This window comes from Micrococcus sp. Mcc28 (assembly GCF_024519775.1).
GTDB classification, from domain to species: domain Bacteria; phylum Actinomycetota; class Actinomycetes; order Actinomycetales; family Micrococcaceae; genus Micrococcus; species Micrococcus luteus.
In genome coordinates this window covers 98,143-119,825 of the sequence record NZ_JALJRH010000004.1, presented here as the reverse complement: position 1 = coordinate 119,825, position 21,683 = coordinate 98,143, and the positions used below count along the sequence as shown (strand labels likewise).

17 protein-coding genes and 1 pseudogene are annotated in these 21,683 nt (G+C 72.2%); 9 read left to right on the top strand and 9 right to left on the bottom strand.

Features of this window, described 5'->3' with window-relative positions; all coding sequences use genetic code 11:
• On the bottom strand, positions 1–1,401 hold the full coding sequence (locus tag NR073_RS03265) for a S9 family peptidase (protein WP_020627847.1): 1,401 nt from the start codon (positions 1,399–1,401) through the stop codon (positions 1–3).
• A gap of 87 nt (positions 1,402–1,488) precedes the next feature.
• Between NR073_RS03265 and msrB the strand changes: the two genes are divergently transcribed.
• From msrB to NR073_RS03245, 4 genes are all read left to right on the top strand, one after another.
• A complete protein-coding gene (gene msrB / locus NR073_RS03260) occupies positions 1,489–2,004 on the top strand; it encodes a peptide-methionine (R)-S-oxide reductase MsrB (RefSeq protein WP_020627848.1) in 516 nt (171 codons plus the stop codon).
• A 75-nt stretch (positions 2,005–2,079) separates the two neighbouring features.
• Entirely contained in the window at positions 2,080–2,694 is a 615-nt protein-coding gene (locus NR073_RS03255; protein WP_020627849.1) for a DUF3000 domain-containing protein, read from the top strand.
• Positions 2,695–2,765: 71 nt separating this feature from the next.
• A complete protein-coding gene (locus tag NR073_RS03250; RefSeq protein WP_036382839.1) occupies positions 2,766–4,016 on the top strand; it encodes an HRDC domain-containing protein in 1,251 nt (416 codons plus the stop codon).
• 76 nt (positions 4,017–4,092) lie between these two features.
• The gene (locus tag NR073_RS03245) at positions 4,093–6,264 is read left to right on the top strand and encodes a 3-hydroxyacyl-CoA dehydrogenase NAD-binding domain-containing protein (RefSeq protein WP_036317899.1); all 2,172 of its coding nucleotides are present in this window, start codon (positions 4,093–4,095) and stop codon (positions 6,262–6,264) included.
• A 41-nt stretch (positions 6,265–6,305) separates the two neighbouring features.
• Here the strand turns inward: NR073_RS03245 and NR073_RS03240 are convergent, their stop codons facing one another.
• Complete coding sequence (locus NR073_RS03240) at positions 6,306–6,962, bottom strand: hypothetical protein (RefSeq protein WP_036382836.1); 657 nt, start codon at positions 6,960–6,962, stop codon at positions 6,306–6,308.
• 94 nt (positions 6,963–7,056) lie between these two features.
• On the opposite strand from NR073_RS03240, the gene NR073_RS03235 reads away from it, so the two are divergent.
• Positions 7,057–7,569 (top strand): Rieske (2Fe-2S) protein, encoded by a 513-nt coding sequence (locus tag NR073_RS03235; protein WP_020627853.1) that lies wholly within the window; start codon positions 7,057–7,059, stop codon positions 7,567–7,569.
• Between the two features lie 7 nt (positions 7,570–7,576).
• On the opposite strand, the gene NR073_RS03230 is transcribed toward NR073_RS03235, so the two are convergent.
• From NR073_RS03230 to dxs, 4 genes are read right to left on the bottom strand one after another with little or no spacing between them, the layout of a single operon-like run.
• Positions 7,577–7,906 carry a PLD nuclease N-terminal domain-containing protein gene (locus NR073_RS03230; protein WP_020627854.1) on the bottom strand — a complete coding sequence of 110 codons (330 nt, stop codon included), beginning with the start codon at positions 7,904–7,906 and terminating at the stop codon, positions 7,577–7,579.
• A complete protein-coding gene (locus tag NR073_RS03225; protein ID WP_020627855.1) occupies positions 7,906–8,880 on the bottom strand; it encodes an aldo/keto reductase in 975 nt (324 codons plus the stop codon). Before NR073_RS03225 ends, NR073_RS03230 begins: the two co-directional genes overlap by 1 nt.
• Positions 8,881–8,883: 3 nt before the next feature.
• Entirely contained in the window at positions 8,884–9,402 is a 519-nt protein-coding gene (locus tag NR073_RS03220) for a hypothetical protein (protein ID WP_044659996.1), read from the bottom strand.
• A complete protein-coding gene (gene dxs, locus NR073_RS03215) occupies positions 9,399–11,414 on the bottom strand; it encodes a 1-deoxy-D-xylulose-5-phosphate synthase (protein WP_044659995.1) in 2,016 nt (671 codons plus the stop codon). The genes NR073_RS03220 and dxs overlap by 4 nt, the downstream gene beginning before the upstream one ends.
• Positions 11,415–11,915: 501 nt before the next feature.
• On the opposite strand from dxs, the gene NR073_RS03210 reads away from it, so the two are divergent.
• The 4 genes from NR073_RS03210 (at position 11,916) to NR073_RS03195 (ending at position 15,881) form a co-directional block, all read left to right on the top strand.
• The gene (locus NR073_RS03210; protein ID WP_036382830.1) at positions 11,916–12,503 is read left to right on the top strand and encodes a YdhK family protein; all 588 of its coding nucleotides are present in this window, start codon (positions 11,916–11,918) and stop codon (positions 12,501–12,503) included.
• Between the two features lie 89 nt (positions 12,504–12,592).
• Positions 12,593–14,728, top strand: coding sequence for a heavy metal translocating P-type ATPase (locus tag NR073_RS03205; protein WP_256748605.1), 2,136 nt, complete (start codon positions 12,593–12,595; stop codon positions 14,726–14,728).
• Between the two features lie 11 nt (positions 14,729–14,739).
• On the top strand, positions 14,740–15,075 hold the full coding sequence (locus NR073_RS03200) for a metal-sensitive transcriptional regulator (RefSeq protein ID WP_270618289.1): 336 nt from the start codon (positions 14,740–14,742) through the stop codon (positions 15,073–15,075).
• 182 nt (positions 15,076–15,257) lie between these two features.
• Positions 15,258–15,881 (top strand): CueP family metal-binding protein, encoded by a 624-nt coding sequence (locus tag NR073_RS03195; RefSeq protein WP_044659994.1) that lies wholly within the window; start codon positions 15,258–15,260, stop codon positions 15,879–15,881.
• A gap of 336 nt (positions 15,882–16,217) precedes the next feature.
• Here NR073_RS03195 and NR073_RS11320 read toward each other — a convergent pair.
• From NR073_RS11320 to NR073_RS03180, 3 genes and pseudogenes are all read right to left on the bottom strand, one after another.
• Positions 16,218–16,983: pseudogene (locus tag NR073_RS11320) on the bottom strand (transposase); the annotation flags it as partial.
• 183 nt (positions 16,984–17,166) lie between these two features.
• Complete coding sequence (acnA, locus tag NR073_RS03185) at positions 17,167–19,869, bottom strand: aconitate hydratase AcnA (protein ID WP_020625084.1); 2,703 nt, start codon at positions 19,867–19,869, stop codon at positions 17,167–17,169.
• 201 nt (positions 19,870–20,070) lie between these two features.
• Positions 20,071–21,543 (bottom strand): class I SAM-dependent RNA methyltransferase, encoded by a 1,473-nt coding sequence (locus NR073_RS03180; protein ID WP_020625083.1) that lies wholly within the window; start codon positions 21,541–21,543, stop codon positions 20,071–20,073.
• Positions 21,544–21,683: the final 140 nt, after the last annotated feature.

Below are 21,683 nucleotides of genomic sequence, written 5' to 3'. Positions count from 1 at the left end.
TCAGCGCCCCCGGCCGCCGGGGCGGGGGGCGCTGAGCACGGCGCGCAGCCAGCCGCGCACGGTGGTGTCCCACTTGCGCGGGTCCACGTTCTGCTCGCGGGTGTGGCGGGCCTGGTGGAAGCGGACGAACCGCACGAGGTCCGGGTTGCGCTCGGCCAGGTCCTGCGAGGGGCCGACGGGCACGTACTCGTCGTCCTCGGAGTGCAGGATCAGCGTGGGCACACGCACGTGGTCGGCGCGGGTCACCCAGTCCAGGGCCTTGAGGTCCACGGGGGCGGCCAGGCCCGTGATGAACCGGCCGGCCCGGTTGGCCAGCAGCCACTGGCCGAGCAGGCCCACGGCTTCGGGGATCCGGTTGAGCCGGGCCTGGTGGCGCAGCACGTCCACCCAGTCGATGACGGGGCCCGTCAGGACCACGCCGCGCACGTGCGGGGCCAGCGGGGAGCGGTCCACGGTCTGCAGCACCACGGCCCCGCCCATGGACCAGCCGAAGAGGACGACGTCCCGGGCGCCGTGGTCGAGGGCGTAGCGGATGGCCGCCTCGACGTCCTCCCATTCGGTGGTGCCGAGCCCGTAGCGGGCGTCGGCGGCGTCCGGGGCGTCGCCGTCGTTGCGGTAGGAGATCAGCAGCGACGTCATGCCCAGGCGGCGGGCGGTCGGCACGGCGCGGATGCCCTCGTTGCGGCGCGCGCCGCGGCCGTGGACCATCACCGCCCACAGCCCCTCCGCGGGACGGGGTTCGCCGTCCTCGCTGGGGTCCGGCTCGATGCGCCATGCGCGGGCGTGGCCGCCGGGCACCGGCACCTGCACGTCCTCGGCGTCGAGCCCGGCGTCGGCGGGGGTCGGGTAGACGAAGCCGGTGAACCGGCCCCGGGTCGCCGTCGTCAGATCGCCGGAGAAGACCTCCTCGACCGCGCGCTGCACCGTGCCGTCCCGGGGGTCGAAGGAGGTGATCTCCCCGATGCGGGCGCATCCGGCGCCGTCGTCGAACGTGAGGGAGTACTGGCCGGGCACGGTGGTGTACTCGTCGGCCTGCAGGATCACGTCCTGCCCGGCGGGCGTGTCGACGACGGCGAGGATCGGCGTGGACTCGGCGTGGCGGCGCACGGGGGTCACCACGGTGCGGGCGAACACGCCTGCGAGCGCCGAGCTCGCCCCGGCCAGCACGAAGGCGGAGGCCGCGGCGACGCTGAGCACGGGCGGGGCCCAGCGGGCCACCGGGGAGGCCACGGCCACGCCGCCGCGCACCGATCCGGTGACTCCGCGGCGGACCAGGCGGCCCGCTCGGCGGACGCGGGAGTCGCGACCCCCGGCCCGCCGGGCTGCCACGGTGACGGCGGCGGCCAGGGCGGGCGGCAGGTCGGCGGGGTGGGGACGGGGACGGCGGGGTCGTGCGGCCATGCGCGCCATTGTCCTCCACGGGCGGGCGCGCCCGCCAATGCGACGCCGGTCGGGAACACGACGGCGCTCCGGACCGTTGCACCGGGCATGACCGAGACTCCCCACACCCCCCATGACGGCCCCACCCCCGACCCCGCGCGGGACGTCCCCGCTCCCGAGCAGACCCTGGCCGCCCCGGGCGGCGCCCGCCTGACGGACGAGGAGTGGGCCCGACGGCTCACGCCCGAGGAGTTCCAGGTGCTGCGCCGGGCCGGCACGGAACGGCCCTTCACGGGCGAGTACTGGGACTCGCACGTGAAGGGCGTGTACGCGTGCCGGGCGTGCGGATCCGAGCTGTTCCGCTCGGACGAGAAGTTCGACGCGCACTGCGGCTGGCCCTCGTTCTTCGCACCGCTCGCGGAGGACCGGGTGGAGTACCTGAAGGACACCACCCTGGGCATGGAGCGGATCGAGGTGCGGTGCGCGGCGTGCGGCTCCCACATGGGTCACGTCTTCGCGGGCGAGGGCTATGACACCCCCACGGACCTGCGCTACTGCATCAACTCGATCTCGCTGCGCCTGGCCCCCGCCGACGACGCGGCGGCCCCGGACGGGGCGCGCTGATCCGGTGCGGGAGCGCCGTGGCGTCCACGGCGCGCCCCCGCGGCCCGCTGGGCCCCGCAGCCTAGGCTGACGGGCATGAGCGTGATCGGGCCCCGTCGCCTCTCCGCCGCCCCCGGGGCGGTCGAGGCGCCCGTGCCGCCGGGGGTGTTCCGGCGTGCCCTGGCGGACCTGCGCGATGCGCGGCCACGGACCGAGGTGCGGCTGCGGGAGATCCCGGCACCCGAGGGGCAGGCGCCCTTCGCCGTCGCCCTCGCCGCCGACGTGTGCGACGGGCCGGGCGCGACCGGCGGCGTGCTGGCCACGGGGCGGTTCGTCCTCCTGCACGACCCGGCCCCGGACGCCCGGTGGCCGGGAGGCTTCCGGGCGGTGACATGGATCCGTGCGAGCCTGGAACCGGACGTCGCACTGGACCAGCTGGCCGGCGCCGTCGCGTGGACGTGGCTCGTGGAGGCGCTCGAGCGCCGCCACGCCGAGCACTCCCACGCCGGCGGCACCGCGACGCGCAGCATCGCGGAGGGCTTCGGGACGCTCAGTGCGGCCCCGGACACCACCGACATCGAGCTGCGCGCCTCGTGGACCCCGGCCCCGCGGGACCTCGGCTCGCATCTCGAGGCGTGGTCGGACATGATCTGCGCGTTCGCCGGTCTGCCGCCCGAGCACGCCGCGGACGTCCACACGGCCGGCCCCTGACCGCGCGCCCGCGCCTCCGACACACCGGGCCCCGGCCCGTCCCCGCCCCGACCTCCCCGAACAGGAGCAGCATGACCGACGCCCCCGAGACGGCCGCCCCGGACGCGCCCCCGCGGCTGATCGCCACACCGGCCGGTGGAGTCCCCCGGCTCACCGACACCCGCGCGGGCCTGGAGGCCTGCGCCGCGGCGCTCGCCGCGGGGACCGGGCCCGTCGCCGTCGACGCGGAGCGCGCCTCCGGGATCCGGTACGGCCAGCGGGCTATGCTCGTCCAGCTCAAGCGCGAGGGCGCCGGCATCTGGCTCGTCGATCCCGAAGCCCTCGACGGGCTGGCCCCGCTGCAGGAGGCCCTCGCGGGCGTCGAGTGGATCCTGCACGCGGCCAGCCAGGACCTGCCCTGCCTGGCCGAGCAGGGGCTGCGCCCCGATCGGCTGTTCGACACCGAGCTCGCGGCCCGGGTGTCCGGCCTGCCGCGCGTCGGCCTGGCCGCGGTCCTGGAGGAGCTGCTGGGGGTCACCCTCGCCAAGGAGCATTCGGCCGCCGACTGGTCGGTGCGTCCGCTGCCCGAGGCGATGCTCACCTACGCGGCGCTCGACGTCGAGCTGCTCGTCCCGCTGCGCGAGGCCCTGATCGCGCGCCTCGAGGCCGACGGCAAGCTCGCGTGGGCCGAGCAGGAGTTCGAGCACGTGCGCACGGCCCCGCCGCCCACGCCGAAGAAGGACCCCTGGCGCGGCACCTCGGGCTCCCAGACGCTGCGCCGCCCCGTGCAGCGCGCGGTCCTCAAGCGCCTGTGGGAGGCCCGCGAGGACCTCGCCCGCCACCGCGACGTCGCCCCCGGCCGGCTCATCCCGGACCGGTCGATCGTCGCCGCCGCGGCCGCCCAGCCGCGCACCGTCCCCGCCCTGCGCCAGACCTCCGGCTTCCACGGCCGCGCCGCGAGCCGCGAGGCCCCGCGCTGGATCGCCGCGATCCGGGCCGGCGTCGAGGACGCCGAGCGGGACGACGCCCCCGCGGCGCAGATCCGCACCGGGGACGGCCCGCCCCCACCCCGGGCCTGGAAGGACCGGGACCCGGTGGCGGACCGCCGCCTGCGCACGGCCAAGGCCCGCGTCGCCCGACGGGCCGAGCAGCTGGGGATGCCCACCGAGAACCTCCTCACCCCGGACACCCTTCGGCGGATCTGCTGGACCCCGCCCGCCCCGATCACCCCCGAGACCGTCGACGCGTTCCTGACGGAGCGGGGCGCGCGCCCGTGGCAGGTGGAGAACGTCGGCGCGATCGTCACGGTCGCGCTCCTCGACCCCGATCCCGCCGGCGCCTGAGCCCCCGACGCGGCCGGCCGGATCGGTCCGTCGCGTCGCGTCGACGCCGAGGCTACTCGCCGGTAGTGTGACCCGCATGACATCCGTTTCTCTTGCTTCCTTCGACCACCTGCCCGCCCTGGCCCCGGATGAGGTCGTCACCACCGTCACCGTGACCGACCACGCCCTGCCCGATGGCGCGGGCACGCTCGCGCTGCTCACGCTGGACAACGGGCAGGGACCCCGCCGGCCCGCCACCCTGGGCCCGGCCACGCTCCTCGGCCTCGGCCGGGTGCTCGACGAGCAGGCCGCCCGGGCCGCCGCGGGCGCGATCCAGGCCCTGGCCGTGACCGGTGTGGAGGGGACCTTCGCGGCCGGGGCGGACCTGTCCCTGATCGCGGGCCTCACCGACGACGTCGGCCGCGACCTGGCCCTGCTCGGCCACGCCGTCTACGACCGGCTCGCGGCCCTCGAGATCCCCACGGTCGCGCTCGTGAACGGCCTCGCCCTCGGCGGCGGCCTCGAGCTGGCCCTGGCCGCCGGACACCGCGTGGTGGCCGCCGATGCGAAGGGCTTCGGCCTGCCCGAGGTCCGGCTCGGCCTGATCCCCGGCTGGTCCGGCGTGTGGCGCGTGCCCCATCTGATCGGCCCGGAGGCCGCCGTCGACGTCGTGCTGAAGAACCCCCTCGACGACAACCGCATGCTCGACGCCCGCGCGGCGCACGGGCTCGGCCTGATGGACCGGATCGTGGAGGGGGACCTCCTCGACGCGGGCCTCGAGCTCGCCGCCGCCCTGGTCGCCGGGGACGAGTCCGTGGCGGCCGAACTGGCCGCCCACCGCGACCGCGACGTGTCCGACGCCGCCTGGGACCGCGCCCTGGCGGCGCTGGAGCGGCTGCAGGCCGCTCGCCCCGGACGCCACCTGCCGGCGCGCCGTCACCTGGAGGACCTGTTCACCGGCGCCCGCACGCGCACCCGCGCCGAGTCCGCCCAGGCCGAGGCGGACGCCCTCGGGACGCTGCTGCACTCCCCCGAGTTCCGGCGCACCGTGTACGCGTTCCTCGGCCTCGTCCAGGGCCGCGCCAAGCGCCCCGCCGGCGACCCGGGCCGCGAGCTCGCCCGCGAGGTCCGCAAGGTCGGCATCGTCGGTGCGGGCCTGATGGCCGGCCAGCTCGCCCTCGTCTTCGCCCGGCACCTGCGGGTGCCCGTCGTGATGACGGACATCGACGCCGAGCGTGTCGAGCGCGGCCTGGCGGGCGTGCGCGCGCAGGTCGAGAAGATGGTCTCCCGTGGACGGCTCTCCGCCGAGGACGGCGAGGCCCTGGCCGGGTTGATCACCGCGGACACGGACAAGGCGGTGTACGCGGACGCCGACATCGTCATCGAGGCCGTCTTCGAGGAGCTCGAGGTCAAGCGCACCGTCTTCCGCGAGCTCGAGGGCATCGTGCGTGAGGACGCCATCCTGATGACCAACACCTCGAGCCTGTCCGTGGCCGCCATGGCCGAGGTCCTCGAGCATCCCGAGCGCCTCGTGGGCTTCCACTTCTTCAACCCGGTGGCGGTCATGCCGCTCGTGGAGATCGTGCGGACCGAGGCGACGACGGACGAGGTCGTGGCCACCGCGTTCGAACTGACCCGCCGGCTCCGCAAGACCGGCGTGCTCGTCCACGACGCCACCGCGTTCGTGGTCAACCGCGTCCTGCTGCGCATGATGGGCGAGGTGCAGAACTCCTTCGACGAGGGCACCGACGCGCACGAGGCCGACCACGCGCTGGACCCGCTGGCCCTGCCGATGACGCCGTTCACCCTCCTGGCCATGGTCGGCATCCCCGTGGCCCAGCACGTGTCCGAGTCCCTCTCCGCGTCCTTCGGCGCGGAGCGCTTCCCGGTCTCGGCGAACCTGCAGCGCCTGATCGACGCCGGCAAGACCGCGATCTGGGCCAAGGACGTCCGCCCCGACCGGCGCGACGAGGAGGCCGCCGGCGCGACCGGCGAGCAGATCCCGGAGGCGACCGCGGCCCTGCTGGAGCAGGGCTCGACCCCGCAGACCTCCGAGGAGCTGCTGCGCCGGGTCGAGGACGCGCTGGCCGAGGAGATCGGCCTGCTCCTGGACGAGCGCGTCGTCGCGGCCCCCGAGGACGTGGACCTGTGCATGATCCTCGGCGCCAACTGGCCCCTGCACCTGGGCGGCATCACGCCGTACCTGGACGACTGCGGGGCCGCCGAGCGGGTGAACGGGCGGCGCTTCCACCCGGCCGCGCAGGCCTGACCGGCCCCGGCCGGGCCGTCCGCGACGGCCCGGCCCACGGCTCAGGCGATCGGCAGCCCGGCGAACGTCACCACGTGCGCGTCGAGCCCGGCGGTCGCCGCGGCCTGGTCGGCCACGGGGGTCGAGGCGGTGCCCCCGCCCCAGTCGGAGGCGACCACGGCGCCCTCGCGCACGAGGTGCGCCCCCAGCTCCACGCCGTCCGCGACGACGGCCACCCGCACGTCCGACCCGCCCGCGTCCGCCGGGCGCAGCTCGGCGCGGGGCACGCGCAGCCCGCCCTGCAGGGGCGAGGCCTCCTCGAGCCGGTCCACGGCGAGCGGGCCTTCGGCGGCCACCCGCGCGAGGAGGAGGTACTCCGCGTACGAGGGCAGCACCGCGGCGTCGATGCCGGCCCGCTCACGGTCGATGCGCACCCGCTGGGCTCCGGCGGAGTCCTCGTGGGTCGTCCATGCCCAGCCGTCCCCGTCGGGCGTGAAGCCGACCTGCGTCTGGGCGAGGTAGCGCTCGGGCAGTCCACCGCGGGCGGCGCGCTGGGCGGGCGTGGGGGCGAAGCCCATGCGGGTGGTCAGCACGCCGTCCTCCAGCACCCGGTGCAGGAAGCCGACGTGCACGTCGTCGAGGGTCACGGCCTCCCACCGCTCGAAGGGAGTGAGGTCGAAACGGGCGGCGCCGGTGGGGCGCGGGGCGGGGTGGGTCACGGCGGTGCTCCTGGGGCTCGGGGGTCCGTCCCCCCGATCCTCGCACCCGTCGGGCCCGGTCGCATCCGCCCTCGCCACGGGCGATAATGGGTCGATGACCACGCAGGACTCCCCCCTCACCCCGAACTCCTCCCGGTCCGGCTGCTGCGACGACCACGCCCGCCCGGACACCTCCCGCCGCACCGTCCTGGGCCGCGGCGCCGCCGTCGCCGCCGCGGGTGCCGGCACACTCGCGCTGGCCGGCTGCACGGACCGGCTGCGTGAGAAGGACACCGCGCAGGACCACTACACCGGCTCCGACGCCGTCGACGCGCTGCCCGCCGCCGAGCTGCCCGTGGGCGCCTCCCGGGAGGTGCAGGTGCAGGGTAGGACGCTGATGATGCATCGCGTGGACGAGACCACGGTGACCGCCTTCACCAACGTGTGCACGCATCAGGGCTGCCTGCTCCAGGTCGTGGACCGGCAGGAGGGCCCGGCCTACGCCTGCCCCTGCCACGGCTCGCACTTCGACGTCACCTCGGGGAAGCCGTTCGGCGGCCCGGCCCGCAAGGCCCTCATGGACTACGACGCGGCCGTCGTCGACGACCGCATCGTCGTCAAGCTCTGAGCCCGGCTCATTCCTCCGGCGCGCCGTAGCGCCGGCGCGGGGGCACCACGACGGCGGAGCGGTCGTTGGGGTCCCACGCCGGCTGCTCGCGCCGCCGCGCCGGGTAGTAGCGGTGCCGCCACCAGAACCAGATGAGCGCCCCCAGCACCGGCAGCAGCAGCATGAGGCCGACCCACGGCAGGCGCGCCCGGGCGTCCAGGGGGCTGCGGCCCAGCGAGACGAAGCCGGCCACCCACAGCGCACCGGCCACGACGGACACGGTCCAGCCCAGGGCGGCCTCCCCCGGCGTCGGCACGAGCGGGGTCGCGGCGGCCGCGCCGGTCAGCGCGCCGGCCATCAGAAGAGCGCGACCTTCTCCGGGCCCGGGAACAGGGCGTCCAGCTCGGCCAGGTCCTCCGCGGTGGCGAGCCAGTCGGCCGCCGCCGCGTTCTCCACGACCTGCTCGGCACGGGTGGCGCCGGCGATCACGGAGGACACCGGTCCCTGCGCCGCCAGCCACCCGATCGCGGCCTGGACCTCGGTGATCCCCCGCTCCCGGGCGAACCGGCCGAACGCGGCCAGCTGCTCCAGGTCGGCGTCGGCCACCATGTGCTGGCGCACGTGGGACAGGCGCGAGCCCTCGGGGGCGTCGCCCTGCGAGTACTTGCCCGTGAGCAGCCCGTTGGCCAGCGGGAAGTACGGCAGGACGCCGAGCCCGAACTCGGCCGCCGCCGGGACCACCTCGAGCTCGGCCCGGCGGTCCAGCAGGTTGTAGTGGTTCTGCGCGGACACGAAGCGCTCCACGCCCAGCTCGCGGGCCACGTACTCGGCCTGGGCGATCTGCCACCCGGCCCGGTTCGAGTGGCCCACGTAGCGGACCTTGCCGGCGCGCACGAGGTCGTCGAGCGCGCGGAGGGTCTCCTCGATGGGCGTGGCCGGGTCCGGGGTGTGGAACTGGTAGAGGTCGATCCAGTCGGTGCCGAGGCGGCGCAGGGAGTCCTCGACGGCGCGCACGATGTACCGGCGGGAGCCCCGCGCGCCGCCGTCGTCGCCGGCGACACCGCCCATGTCCATGCCGAACTTGGTGCCGATCACCACCTCGTCGCGGCGGGCGCCCAGGGCGCGGCCGAGCCGCTCCTCGGACAGGCCGGGCTCGGCGCCGTAGACGTCGGCGACGTCGAAGAAGGTGATGCCGGCGTCGAGCGCGGCGTGGACGACGGCGTCGGTGCCGGCCTGCTCCAGCGTGGCGGTGCCGGGGCGGCCGAGGTTGTTGCAGCCCAGGCCGACGACGGAGACGGTCAGCCCGGAGCGGCCGAGACGGGTGTGGCGCACGGGTCAGCCCTCCTGCTCTGCGGTGCGGACGTCCACCTTGTTCGGCTGCACGCCGTCGGCGCGCTTGGCGGCCGCCGGGATCTCGGCGGCGGCCTTGCGGGCGTGGGGGGTCCGGACGCGCAGCACGAGGGCACCGGCCTCCTCGACGACGTCCTCGACCTCGCCAAGACCGCGCCAGGCCAGCTGGTGGGTCACCTCGACGCGCAGCCGTTCCACGGTGCGCCGCTCGATCACCGTGGCCTCCCGGCCGCGGAGCCGGTAGGCCACCGGCAGCACGGCGAAGGTCGCGGGGTCCGCCTCGGCGAAGCCCTCCTCCGCGCCCTGCGCCACGAACGCGGCCAGCAGCTGATCACCCTCGGCCTGGTCGGCCAGGGGCTGCTCCCCGACGGTGCCGGGCTGGCCGACCCGGCCGTGGTGGACCACGAACTCCCCGGCCTCCGCGTCGGCCCATGCCTCGCGGTACTCGAAGAGCCGGGCGCCGTCGTCGCCGACGCGATCACGGTACAGCCGGACGATGCTCATGCCTGCTCCTGGTGGTGGGGGGCGGCCGCGTCCTCGGGGACGGGCCGGGCGTACGGGACCTTGGCGCCGAGGACCTGGGCGACGGTGTCCTGGGTGATGCGCTGCGCGGTGAGGCCCACGCGGGCCAGCACCTGCTCGCGGCTGCCGTGGGCGAGGAACTCGACCGGCAGGCCGACCTCGTTCAGGGCGGTGTCCACGCCGGCCGCGCGCATCTCCTGCCGGATCCGCGAGCCGACGCCGCCGGCCCGCACCCCGTCCTCGAGGCACACGACGATCCGGTGGCGGGCGGCCGTGTCGATCACGGACCGGGCCACGGGCAGGACCCACCGCGGGTCGATCACCGTGGCGCTGATGCCGTGCCGCTCGAGCCGTTCGGCGACGTCGAGGCCGAGCTCGGCCATCGCGCCCACCGCCACGATCAGCACGTCCCGCTCGGCGCCGTCGCGTCCGCCGGCCTCGCCGCGCCGGGCGAGCACGTCCGTGCCGTCCGACAGCCGCTCCAGGGCGCGCACCGGCTCGCCGACCGAGCCCTTCGCGAACCGCACCACGGTGGGCGCGTCCTCGACGGCGACGGCCTCGCGCAGCTCCTCCCGGAGCGTGTCCGCGTCGCGGGGCGCGGAGATCCGCAGCCCCGGGACCGACTGCAGCAGGGCCAGGTCCCACATGCCGTGGTGGCTCGGGCCGTCCGGCCCGGTGACGCCCGCGCGGTCCAGCACGAACGTCACGCCCGCACGGTGCAGGCCCACGTCCATGAGCACCTGGTCGTAGGCGCGGTTGAGGAAGGTCGCGTAGACGGCCACCACGGGGTGCAGGCCGCCGAAGGCCATGCCGGCGGCCGACGTGACCGCGTGCTGCTCGGCGATGCCGACGTCGAACACCCGGTCCGGGTGGGCCAGCGCCATCGGGGCCAGGCCCACGGGGTTCTGCATGGCGGCGGTGATGGCCACGACGTCCGGCCGCTCGTCCGCGATCGCGACCATCTCTTCGCCGAACACGGAGGTCCAGGACTGGGCCGTCGACGAGGTGATGGGCTCGCCCGTGGAGGGGTCGATCACGCCGATCGCGTGGAACTGGTCCGCCTCGTGCGCGACCGCCGGCGGATAGCCGTGCCCCTTCTCGGTCATCGCGTGGACGATCACGGGCCCGCCGTACGCCCGCGCGTCCTCGAGGGCCTCCTCCATGGCGATGAGGTCGTGACCGTCCACCGGGCCGATGTACTTCATGCCCAGGTCCTCGAACAGGCCCTGCGGCGCCCAGAGGTCCTTGAGGCCCTTCTTCGCCGCGTGCAGCGGCCGGTACACCAGCTCCCCCGCGAGGCCAGCCTCCTGGAGGCGGCGCTTGAGGTAGTCGAGGGTCTGCTCGTAGCGGTGGTGGGTGCGCACCTTGTCCAGCACCCCGCGGCGCAGTCCGCCCAGGTGCTCGGCGACGCCGCCCACGGTGGGCGCGTACGAGCGGCCGTTGTCGTTGACGACGATCACCACGCGCCGGTCCCGGCCGGCGGCGATGTTGTTGACGGCCTCCCAGGCCATGCCCCCCGTGAGCGCACCGTCGCCGATCACGGCCACCACGGTGCGGTCCCCCTGCCCGGTCTGCGCCCAGGCCCGCGCGATGCCGTCCGCCCAGGAGAGCGAGCTGGAGGCGTGCGAGGACTCCACCACGTCGTGCTCGGACTCGGTGCGGTCGCCGTAGCCGGACAGACCCCCCTCCTGGCGGAGCGTCGTGAAGTCCTGGCGTCCGGTGAGCAGCTTGTGCACGTACGACTGGTGGCCCGTGTCGAAGATGACCGCGTCCTTGGGCGACTCGAACACGCGGTGCACGGCCAGCGTCAGCTCGACGACGCCCAGGTTCGGTCCGAGGTGGCCGCCCGTCTTGGAGACGTGGGCGATCAGGTAGGCGCGGATCTCCGCCGCCAGCGCGGTCAACTGGTCCTCCGTGAGGGCCGACAGGTCCGCCGGGCGGGCGATCTGCGGCAGCAGCGGGGCGCCGGGGCTCGTGGGGGGCAGATGTTCCATGGTGCGACCAGCCTACTCCGCGGCTCCGCACCCGGGCGGGACGCGGGCGGCGGCCCGCGCGGGCGGGCCCCGTGGATCAGGCCTTCGCGGCGATCTGACGGAGCACGTACTGAGACATGCTTCGCTCTGCCTGGCGATAGTCGCACAGCTTCCGTCGGCTCTCAGGATCCCTGTCTCGATGGGACGCCCGACGATGCAACCGGACAAGACCAATTTCTCTTGGGTGATCGGCGGTACTGGGATCGTCTTCTCACCACGGTGATGTTCACGAGACGACGCAGCTGATCCCGTCACGACGGCGAGCGAGGTGAGCCCGTCCGTTCGGGCCTCGATTCCATCTGCGACCAGAGCCGCCGAGCCGATGTTCTCCATCGCAGCCTCAGCGCTGCCACCCCGGGTCGATTGGATCTTGGCCGGGCGATTCCACGCCCGCCGATCGACATCGACTTGATACCCGGGAGGGGTATAGCGTTGACTGGACCAGAACGAACAGGAGACTTCATGCGCAAGCACCTCATGACCACCGTCGCCGCAGGAGTGCTCGGAGGAGCGCTCGTGTTCACCGGCTGCAGCACCGGCGGCGGCCAGGACCAAGGGACCCCCTCGACGACCAGCCAGCACGAGGGCCACGGCAGCAGCTCTGACAGCGGCGGGATGGAGCATCCGATGGACGGCGGCCCCGCCCCCGAGGGCATCGAGACGGCTGCGTCGCCCACATACCCGGTCGGCACCGAGGTCACGCTCACCGCCGACCACATGGAGGGCATGGACGGTGCGAACGCGACGATCGCCGGCGCGTACGACACGTACACCTATGCGGTGGACTTCACGCCGTCCGCAGGCGGGGAGCCGGTCAAGGATCACAAGTGGGTCGTCCAGCAGGAGATCAAGGACGCCGGAGATGAACGTCTGGCCGACGGCACCGAGGTCACTCTCGAGGCCGAACACATGGAAGGCATGAAGGGCGCGAAGGCGACCATCGCCTCCTCCACCGAGGAGACCGTCTACATGGTCGATTACGAGTCCGACGGCATGACGATGACCAACCACAAGTGGGTCGTCGAGAGCGAGCTCAAGCCGGCCTCCTGAGCCGATCGCCGCGGGCGCGCTGAAGGTCCGCGGCGAAATACGACCCGATCGAAGGAAAGATCGGGGAATGACGAGGGGAAGCGAAGAGCATGACGGACCCGACCACGCATCACCATGACCACGCCGGCGTCGCGACCACCGAGTCCGGCCACCGTGACGACTCGCGCGCCGAGAACGAAGACCACACCATGGAACACGGTGACCACGCCGGGCACGGTCATCACGGCGGTGGTCACGCGGGCCACGGCGACCACGTCGGCCAGTTCCGGCGGCTGTTCTGGATCAACCTGATCATCGCCATCCCGGTGGTCGCGTTCTCCCCCATGTTCGCCATGCTCCTGGGCTACTCGGTCCCCAGCTGGGCGGGCTGGGTCGCCGCAGTCCTCGGCTCCGTCATGTACGCCTGGGGCGGCACCCCGTTCCTCACCGGTGCTGTCAGCGAGCTGAAAAGCCGCCAGCCGGGGATGATGCTGCTCATCGCGCTCGGCATCACCGTAGCGTTCCTCGCCTCCTGGGCCGCCACTGTCGGTCTCGTCCACCCCGAGCTCGAGTTCTGGTGGGAGTTGGCGCTGCTGATCGTCATCATGCTGCTGGGCCACTGGATCGAGATGCGCTCACTGGCCCAGACCACCTCGGCGTTGGACTCCCTCGCCGCGCTGCTCCCTGACGAGGCTGAGCGTATAGAGGGAGACGACGTCGTCAAGGTCGACCCGGCAGAGCTGCGCGTCGGCGACGTCGTCATCGTCCGGCCTGGCGGCAGCGTCCCCGCCGACGGCACCATCGTCGACGGCCGCGCCGACATGGACGAGTCCATGATCACCGGCGAATCACACCCCGTCGCCCGCGGCGAGGGCGAGAACGTCACCGCCGGCACCGTGGCCACCGACTCCGGCCTGCGCGTAGAGATCACCGCCACCGGCGACGACACGGCTCTGGCGGGCATCAACAGGCTCGTCGCCGAGGCGCAGGGCTCATCCTCCCGTGCCCAGCGCATCGCCGACCGGGCTGCGGCCCTGCTGTTCTGGTTCCCCCTCGGAGCTGCGCTGATCACCGCCGTCGTCTGGACGCTCTTCGGGCTCCCCGACGACGCGGTCGTTCGCACCATCACTGTCCTCGTCATCGCCTGCCCCCATGCGCTGGGTCTGGCGATCCCTCTGGTCGTGTCCATCGCCACCGAGCGCGCCGCCCGCGGCGGCGTCCTGATCAAGGACCGCCTCGCCCTGGAGTCCATGCGCCAGGTCGACGCGGTGCTCTTCGACAAGACCGGCACCCTGACCAAGGGCGAGCCCACCGTCACCGGCGTGGAGCCGACCGGCGGCCTGAATGCCGAACAGCTCCTCGCCCTGGCCGCCTCCGCCGAGGCCGACAGTGAGCACCCCCTCGCCCGGTCCATCGTCACCGCCGCCAAGGAGAAGGGCCTCGCCGTCGAACCGGCCAGCGGGTTCACCTCCTCCCCGGCGGTCGGCGTCACCGCGACGGTGGCCGACCATGAGATCCGCGTCGGCGGACCCCGTCTGCTCGAGGAGACCGGCCAGGACGAGATCGGTGTCGCCGACGAATGGCGGGCAGAGGGTGCGATCATCCTGCACGTCCTCCGCGACGGCAAGGTCATCGGCGGTCTCAAGCTCGCCGACGAGGTTCGCCCAGAGTCCCGCGACGCCGTCGATGCGCTCCATCAGCTCGGCGTCGAGGTCGTCATGATCACCGGCGACGCGGAAGCCGTGGCGAACGAGGTGGGAAGAGAGCTCGGCATCGACCGGGTCTTCGCCGGCGTCCGCCCCGAGGACAAATCCGCCAAGGTCGACCAGCTGCAGAAGGAGGGCAAGAAGGTCGCCATGGTCGGCGACGGCGTCAACGACGCCCCTGCCCTGGCCCAGGCCGACGTCGGCATCGCCATCGGGGCCGGCACCGACGTCGCCATCGCCTCTGCAGGTGTCATCCTCGCCAGCTCCGACCCGCGTAGCGTCCTCTCGGTCATCCAGCTCTCCCGTGCCGCATACCGTAAAATGAGGCAAAACCTGTGGTGGGCCGCAGGGTACAACTTGCTCTCTGTGCCGCTCGCGGCTGGCGTGCTCGCACCCGTCGGCTTCGTCATGCCGATGTCAGTAGGCGCGATCCTGATGTCGATCTCCACCGTCGTCGTCGCGCTCAACGCCCAGCTGCTGCGTCGCATCGACCTCGCCCCAGATGCCAGCACCCGCTCCGTCCTGGAGCACCAGAAGTGAAGGACGCACTCGTGACCACTGAAACTGCAGCCGATGAGACCGGTGCCGACACCGGAGCCCATCGGCACGGCTACATCAGTGACAAGGACCGTTACCGCAACCGCATGAAGCGCATCGAAGGCCAAGCCCGCGGCATCACGAAGATGATCGACGACGAAAAGTACTGCATCGACATCCTCACCCAGGTCTCGGCCCTCACCCGCGCCCTGCAGGGAGTGGCGACCGGTCTGCTCGATGACCACCTCAAGCACTGCGTGCTCGACGCCGCCAAGAAAGGCGATGAAGACGCGGCCATCGCCAAGATCCAGGAGGCCACCGACGCCATCAATCGCCTCGTGCGCTCCTGACACCATCCGATTTCGTCAACACAGGGTGCCTCGGACCGGTGGGCCCCAGATCAGGACAAGGCTCTTGATGTCTCCGGGCAGGCGTGCTTTGCACGTCGTCGCGCCCTTGGCACCGGCGAACTCGGGATGCCTTCTGTCTAACCTGACGACATGAACACGTTCACCTGAGAAAAGAGTTGGGCATGCCACTTGCCATTGTTGCTCCGATCCAGTCCTCCAGGAGCCGCCTGAGGATCTGCGCGGCCTTGACCGGTCTGGCGACCAGCGCCGTCCTCCTGCTCAGCGGCTGTGCTGATGCGGGACCGTCCGCTGATGCAGGATCCGATCACTCACTGGTGGTCGAGCACAATCTAGACGGATTGAATGCTCGCGAGATCATCAAGCGCCTCGACTCAACGAAGGTGACAGATCGCTCGTCTGAATTCATCGCGTCGATTGAACCGGACCAGCTTGTACTGACCGACGACCAGAACAATCAGACCACCCTGCCGATGCCAGAAGACGAATTCTACGTCTCTATCGCCCCGTATCGCAGCCAGACTCACGAATGCTACTTCCACAGCCTCACGACCTGCACCGGCGAACTCGCCAATACTGACGTCCACGTCACCGTGGTCGAGGCGACGTCCGGGGAGACCCTCCTCGATGAAACGCTGACGACGTACGACAACGGATTCGTCGGGGTCTGGCTGCCGCGTGGAATTGACGCTACTCTCACTGTCTCAGCTGAAGGCCGCACCGCGAAAAAGGCCATCTCGACCCGCCCCGACGACCCCACCTGCTTGACCGGTCTTCAGCTGGTTTAAGGCCCAGGTCTCATGCTCCTCTGCAGCGCCGACAGATCAGGCGTCGAGACGTCCCATCCTTGGACTCCCACAGGGTCTCGGCGTCCCGATGTGAGGATTCGCCCGAGAGCCGGCTTCAGAGTCATCGCAGGGCATCACCAGACCGGGCTGAAGCCTCGTCGACCAATATCAACCAGTGCCAACTGAAGAGCACTACATCGCTCACTCTGTTTCACGATGTGCATTTCGGGGGATCCTCTCTGTCCAGGTCCTCACGCTCATACCTGCCGGTGCTGAGCCTCGCCGAGCTTCTCGAGCACTTGACCTGGATCGTCGATCAGTTCGAACACGCCACTCGGGCGTGTCCGACAATGCCGTCGACCACGCGAGCACAGCATTCAGGACCACGGCAGCCCAGTACACGATCGCGTACTCGTCGTACCTGCTCGCCAGGCCCGGCCATTGCTTCAGGTGCGCGTCCTGGCGCTCGATCACGTTCCGGCCCGTGTAAGCCTCCGAGTCCAGGCCCACGGGTCGGCCGCCGGCCGAGCCGCGGCGTCTGCGGTGGCCCTGCTGGTCAGCCGGTTGGGGAGAACGGCCTTGATGCCACCGGCGCGCAGATGGGTGCCGATCGCCCGCGATGAGTACGCCCTCTCGCCCAGCACCGTCGACCAGCTGATGGGTCTTCGTGCTCAGCCCGCTCCGTGAGCGCCCGAGGCCGTGATCGGCGGGCTCTTCACGCGGATTCCTTGTCGTTCGATCCAGCCCCTCTGAGCCGGGTGGTGTTCCTCGCGTGCTGATGGGCGCGGGCGATCGTGGAGTCGACCGAGACCGACCAATCGATCAGGATTTCGGCATCCGCTGCAGGTGGTCCGTGTTGCCAGCACCGTGTCCCAGGTGCCCTCTTCGGCCATGCGGCCGTGCCAGGTCCACACTACTCAGCCAGGGCCCGGAGACCTCGGGCAGGTCCCGCCACGGGATCGAAGCACCTGTCCCGGTGGATGATGGCGTCGACCATCGTGACGGCATCGGCGAACGGCCGGCCCTGCCGGCCTGTGGGGGCGTGGGAGAGCATCTGGAACCGGGACGTGTCTTCGAGGGCGCCAGCCGACCCTGGATTCATTGTCAGACACGCCCTAGGCCCGTCTGGCCCGAGGGTGAGCCGGACTCTGAACTGGGGGATGAAGAGCGGTCGTGCACCGGGGTCGGCCCCAGCGGCCACGACGACGGCGGCCCGCCGCCCTCCGTGCGGAGGGCGGCGGGCCGCCGTCGTCGTGGTGCCCGCGCGCGGGCGGTGTCCCGTGGATCAGGCCTTCGCGGCGATCTGACGGAGCACGTACTGCAGGATGCCGCCGTTGCGGTAGTACTCGGCCTCACCGGGGGTGTCGATGCGGACGACCGCGTCGAACTCGGTGACCCTGCCGTCCTCACCGGTGGCCGTGACCTTCACGGTCTTCGGCGTGGTGCCCTCGTTGAGGGCGGTGATGCCGGAGATGTCGAAGGTCTCGGTGCCGGTCAGGCCCAGCGAGTCGGCGTTCTCACCCTCCGGGAACTGCAGCGGCAGCACGCCCATGCCGATGAGGTTCGAGCGGTGGATGCGCTCGAAGGACTCCGTGATCACGGCCTTGACGCCCAGGAGCGCGGTGCCCTTGGCCGCCCAGTCACGGGAGGAGCCGGAGCCGTACTCCTTGCCGCCCAGGACCACCAGCGGGGTGCCCTGCTCGGCGTAGTTCTGCGCCGCGTCGTACACGTAGGCCTGCGGGGCGCCCTCCTGGGTGAAGTCGCGCGTGAAGCCGCCCTCCACGCCGTCGAGCAGCTGGTTCTTGATGCGGATGTTCGCGAACGTGCCGCGGATCATGACCTCGTGGTTGCCACGACGGGATCCGTAGGAGTTGAAGTCCTTGCGCTGCACGCCGTTCTCCAGCAGGTAGCGGCCCGCCGGGGTGTCCGACTTGAAGGAGCCGGCCGGGGAGATGTGGTCCGTGGTCACGGAGTCACCCAGCTTGAGCAGGACGCGGGCGCCGGAGATGTCCGACACCGGGTCCGGCTGCATGGTCATGCCCTCGAAGTACGGGGGCTTGCGCACGTAGGTGGACTTCTCGTCCCACTCGAAGGTGGAGCCCGAGGGGGTCTCCAGGGACTGCCAGCGCTCGTCGCCGTCGAAGATCGTGGCGTACTGCGAGGTGAACATCTCGGTGTCGATCGACGCGTCGATGATCTGCTGGACCTCGGTCGGGTCCGGCCAGATGTCCTTGAGGAAGACGTCGTTGCCCTCCGTGTCCTGGCCCAGGGCCTCGTTCTCGAAGTCGAAGTCCATGGTGCCGGCCAGGGCGTAGGCGACCACCAGCGGCGGGGAGGCCAGGTAGTTCATCTTCACGTCCGGGTTGATGCGGCCCTCGAAGTTGCGGTTGCCGGAGAGCACCGCGGTCACGGACAGGTCGTTCTCCTGGATGGCCTCGGAGATCTCGGACTCCAGCGGGCCGGAGTTGCCGATGCAGGTGGTGCAGCCGTAGCCGACCACGTTGAAGCCGAGGTCGTTGAGGGACTCGCGCAGCCCGGACTTCTCGTAGTAGTCGGTCACCACGCGGGAGCCCGGGGCCACGGAGGTCTTCACCCACGGCTTGGACTTCAGGCCCTTGGCGACCGCGTTGCGGGCCAGCACGCCGGCCGCCATCATCACGGAGGGGTTTGACGTGTTGGTGCACGAGGTGATCGAGGCGATGGACACGGCACCGTGGTCCAGCTGGAACTGGCGGCCGTCCGGCATGGCCACGTCCACGAGCTTGGACGGGCGGCCCTCGCCGGCCTCGTCCTGCGTGGCGTAGTTGTGCAGGTCCTTGCGGAACTGGTCCTTGGAGTCGGTGAGCTCGATGCGGTCCTGGGGACGCTTCGGGCCGGAGATGGAGGGCACCACGGTGGACAGGTCCAGCTCGAGGTACTCGGAGTAGGCGACCTCGGAGGACGGGTCGTGCCACATCCCCTGCTCCTTGGTGTACGCCTCCACGAGGGCGACCTGCTCCTCGGAGCGGCCGGTCAGGCGCAGGTAGTCGAGGGTGACCTCGTCGATCGGGAAGATCGCGGCGGTGGAGCCGAACTCGGGCGACATGTTGCCGATGGTGGCGCGGTTGGCCAGGGGCACGGAGCCGACGCCCTCGCCGTAGAACTCGACGAACTTGCCGACCACGCCGTGCTGGCGGAGCATCTCGGTGATGGTCAGCACCACGTCGGTCGCGGTGGCGCCGGACGGGATGCTGCCGGTCAGCTTGAAGCCCACGACCCGCGGGATCAGCATGGACACGGGCTGGCCGAGCATCGCGGCCTCGGCCTCGATGCCGCCGACGCCCCAGCCGAGCACGCCCAGGCCGTTGACCATGGTGGTGTGCGAGTCGGTGCCGACGCAGGAGTCCGGGTAGGCGCGCAGCACGCCGTCGACCTCGCGGGTCATCACGGTGCGGGCCAGGTTCTCGATGTTGACCTGGTGGACGATGCCCATGCCCGGGGGGACGACCTTGAAGTCGTCGAAGGCGGTCTGGCCCCAGCGCAGGAACTTGTAGCGCTCGCCGTTGCGCTCGTACTCGATCTCCATGTTCCGCTCGATGGCGGCGTCGTTGCCGAAGGAGTCGATCTGCACGGAGTGGTCGATCACGAGCTCGGCCGGGGAGAGCGGGTTCACGCGCTCCGGGTCGCCGCCCAGGTCCTGGATGGCCTCACGCATGGTGGCCAGGTCCACGACGCAGGGCACGCCGGTGAAGTCCTGCATGATCACGCGCGCCGGCGTGAACTGGATCTCGGTGTCCGGCTGGGCGTTCGGGTCCCAGGCGGCCAGGGCCTTGATCTGGTCGGCGGTCACGTTGGCGCCGTCCTCGGTGCGCAGCAGGTTCTCCAGCAGCACCTTCAAGGAGTAGGGCAGCTTCTGCGCCCCCTCGACCTTGTTCAGACGGAAAATCTCATACTCGGCGCCCTTGACGTCCAGGACGCCCTTGGAGCCGAAGCTGTCGACGGTGGTCACGAGAGGACTCCTCTTCCCGCCCGGTTTCCTCCGGGCGCTCGTCCAGTGGGGGGTGGTCACCCGCGGCCGCGGACCGCGCCCCGTCCGGGACGGGCGTCGTCTGCGTCACAGGTGCCGCACTGCGTCCCAGGGTACCGCGCCGGTCCCGTGTGACGCGGGCATGGCGCGCGGCGGCCCGCAGGCCGCCACGCGGATGCCGGGTCAGATCTCGACGACGGCCGCGGCCGGGGCGCTCTGGGCGGCCGGCACCAGCACGGTCACCGACTCGAGGTGGTGGGTGTCCGGGTAGAGGTCGAACACGCGGGCGCGCTCCACCTCGTAGCCGCCGTCGCGCAGCCACGCCAGGTCGCGGGCGAACGAGGCGGGGTCGCACGAGACGTACACGATGCGGCCCGGCTCGAGCGCGAGGATGCGCTCGATCGCCCGCCGCCCCGCGCCCGCCCGCGGCGGGTCCAGGACGACGGTGTCCAGCGCGGCACCGCCGAGGCCGCCGTCCGCCACGGGACGCTCGGGGTACTTCAGCCAGCTGCCGAGCACCTTGTCCGTGGGGCCGTTGAGCACCGAGGCCTGCGGCTGGTCGTGCAGGTTGCGGCGGGCGTCCTTCGAGGCCTGGCGGGAGGCCTCCACCGAGTACACGCGGCCCTCGGGTCCCACGGCGTCCGCCAGGTACGCGCTGAACAGGCCGGCGCCGCCGTAGAGGTCGGCCACGACCTGGCCCGGCTCGACGCGCGCGTCCTCGAGCACCGCGTCCACGAGGGTGGCCGGGGCGTGCTGGTGGACCTGCCAGAAGCCGTCACCCGTGACGCGGAAGCGCTTGGTGCCGCCGCGCTCGGACTCCACGGTCTCCTCGACCCAGGTCTTGCCGGTGATGCGCTCGACCTTGACCGGCTGGAACTGCTTCGGGCCGGGCAGGGCCAGGCCGGTGGAGACGTCCACGCCGCACGCATTGGCCGCCTGGCGGATCCGGGTGCGCAGCCGGCCGAGCTTGACCTCGTCCGCCCGCGTCTGCGGGGTGGGCGTCACCAGCACGAGGGGGCGGGAGCCGGAGGCCGGCGTCGCGACGTCCACGCGGGCGGCTCCGGTGAAGTCCCAGTCCCACAGGGCGAGCGCATCGAGGGCCGGCACGCCGAGCGGCATGTTGCGCACGGGTAGGAGGGTCGCCGAACGGTAGGCGTGCATCGCGATGTGCCCCTGGGGGGTCACCGCGAACGCGTTCCGGGTCCGCCAGCGCTGGCCGGTGGGCTCGTCCTCGGAGCCGGCGAAGCACACCTCCGGCTCCACCGCGAGGTCGGCGATGCGGTGCACCGTGTCCCGGAAGACCTGGGCCTTGAGCCGGCGCTGGTGCGGGACCACGATGTGGCCGAACTCGGCGCCGCCCACGGGCGGGCGACCCGAGGCGTGGGCGCGCAGCATGTCCGCGAGCTTCCACTGGTGGATGCGGCGGAACTCGGAGGGCCGCAGCACCTCCACGACGTCGCCGCGCCAGAAGCGGGCCCCGTCCTCGGCCTCGGTCAGGGCCACCCGGACCTTCTCGCCGGGCACGGCGTGGCGCACGAAGACGACCCGCCCCTCGTGCCGGGCCACGCAGTGGCCGCCGTGGGCCATGGCCCCGACCTCCACCTCGATGGTCCTCCCGATCCCGGTGACGTCTGTGGACGTGTCGACGACTGCCATGTCTGGCTCCTCTCGCATCGCAGCGCGCTTCAGGTCTTGCCCTGAGCATCGACTGGTCAGATCATCATCATCCTTGCAGACCGATGCGGCTGTGTCGCCTCGATCGTGGGCGCGCCGTCGGACGGCGTCATCCGCCGCTC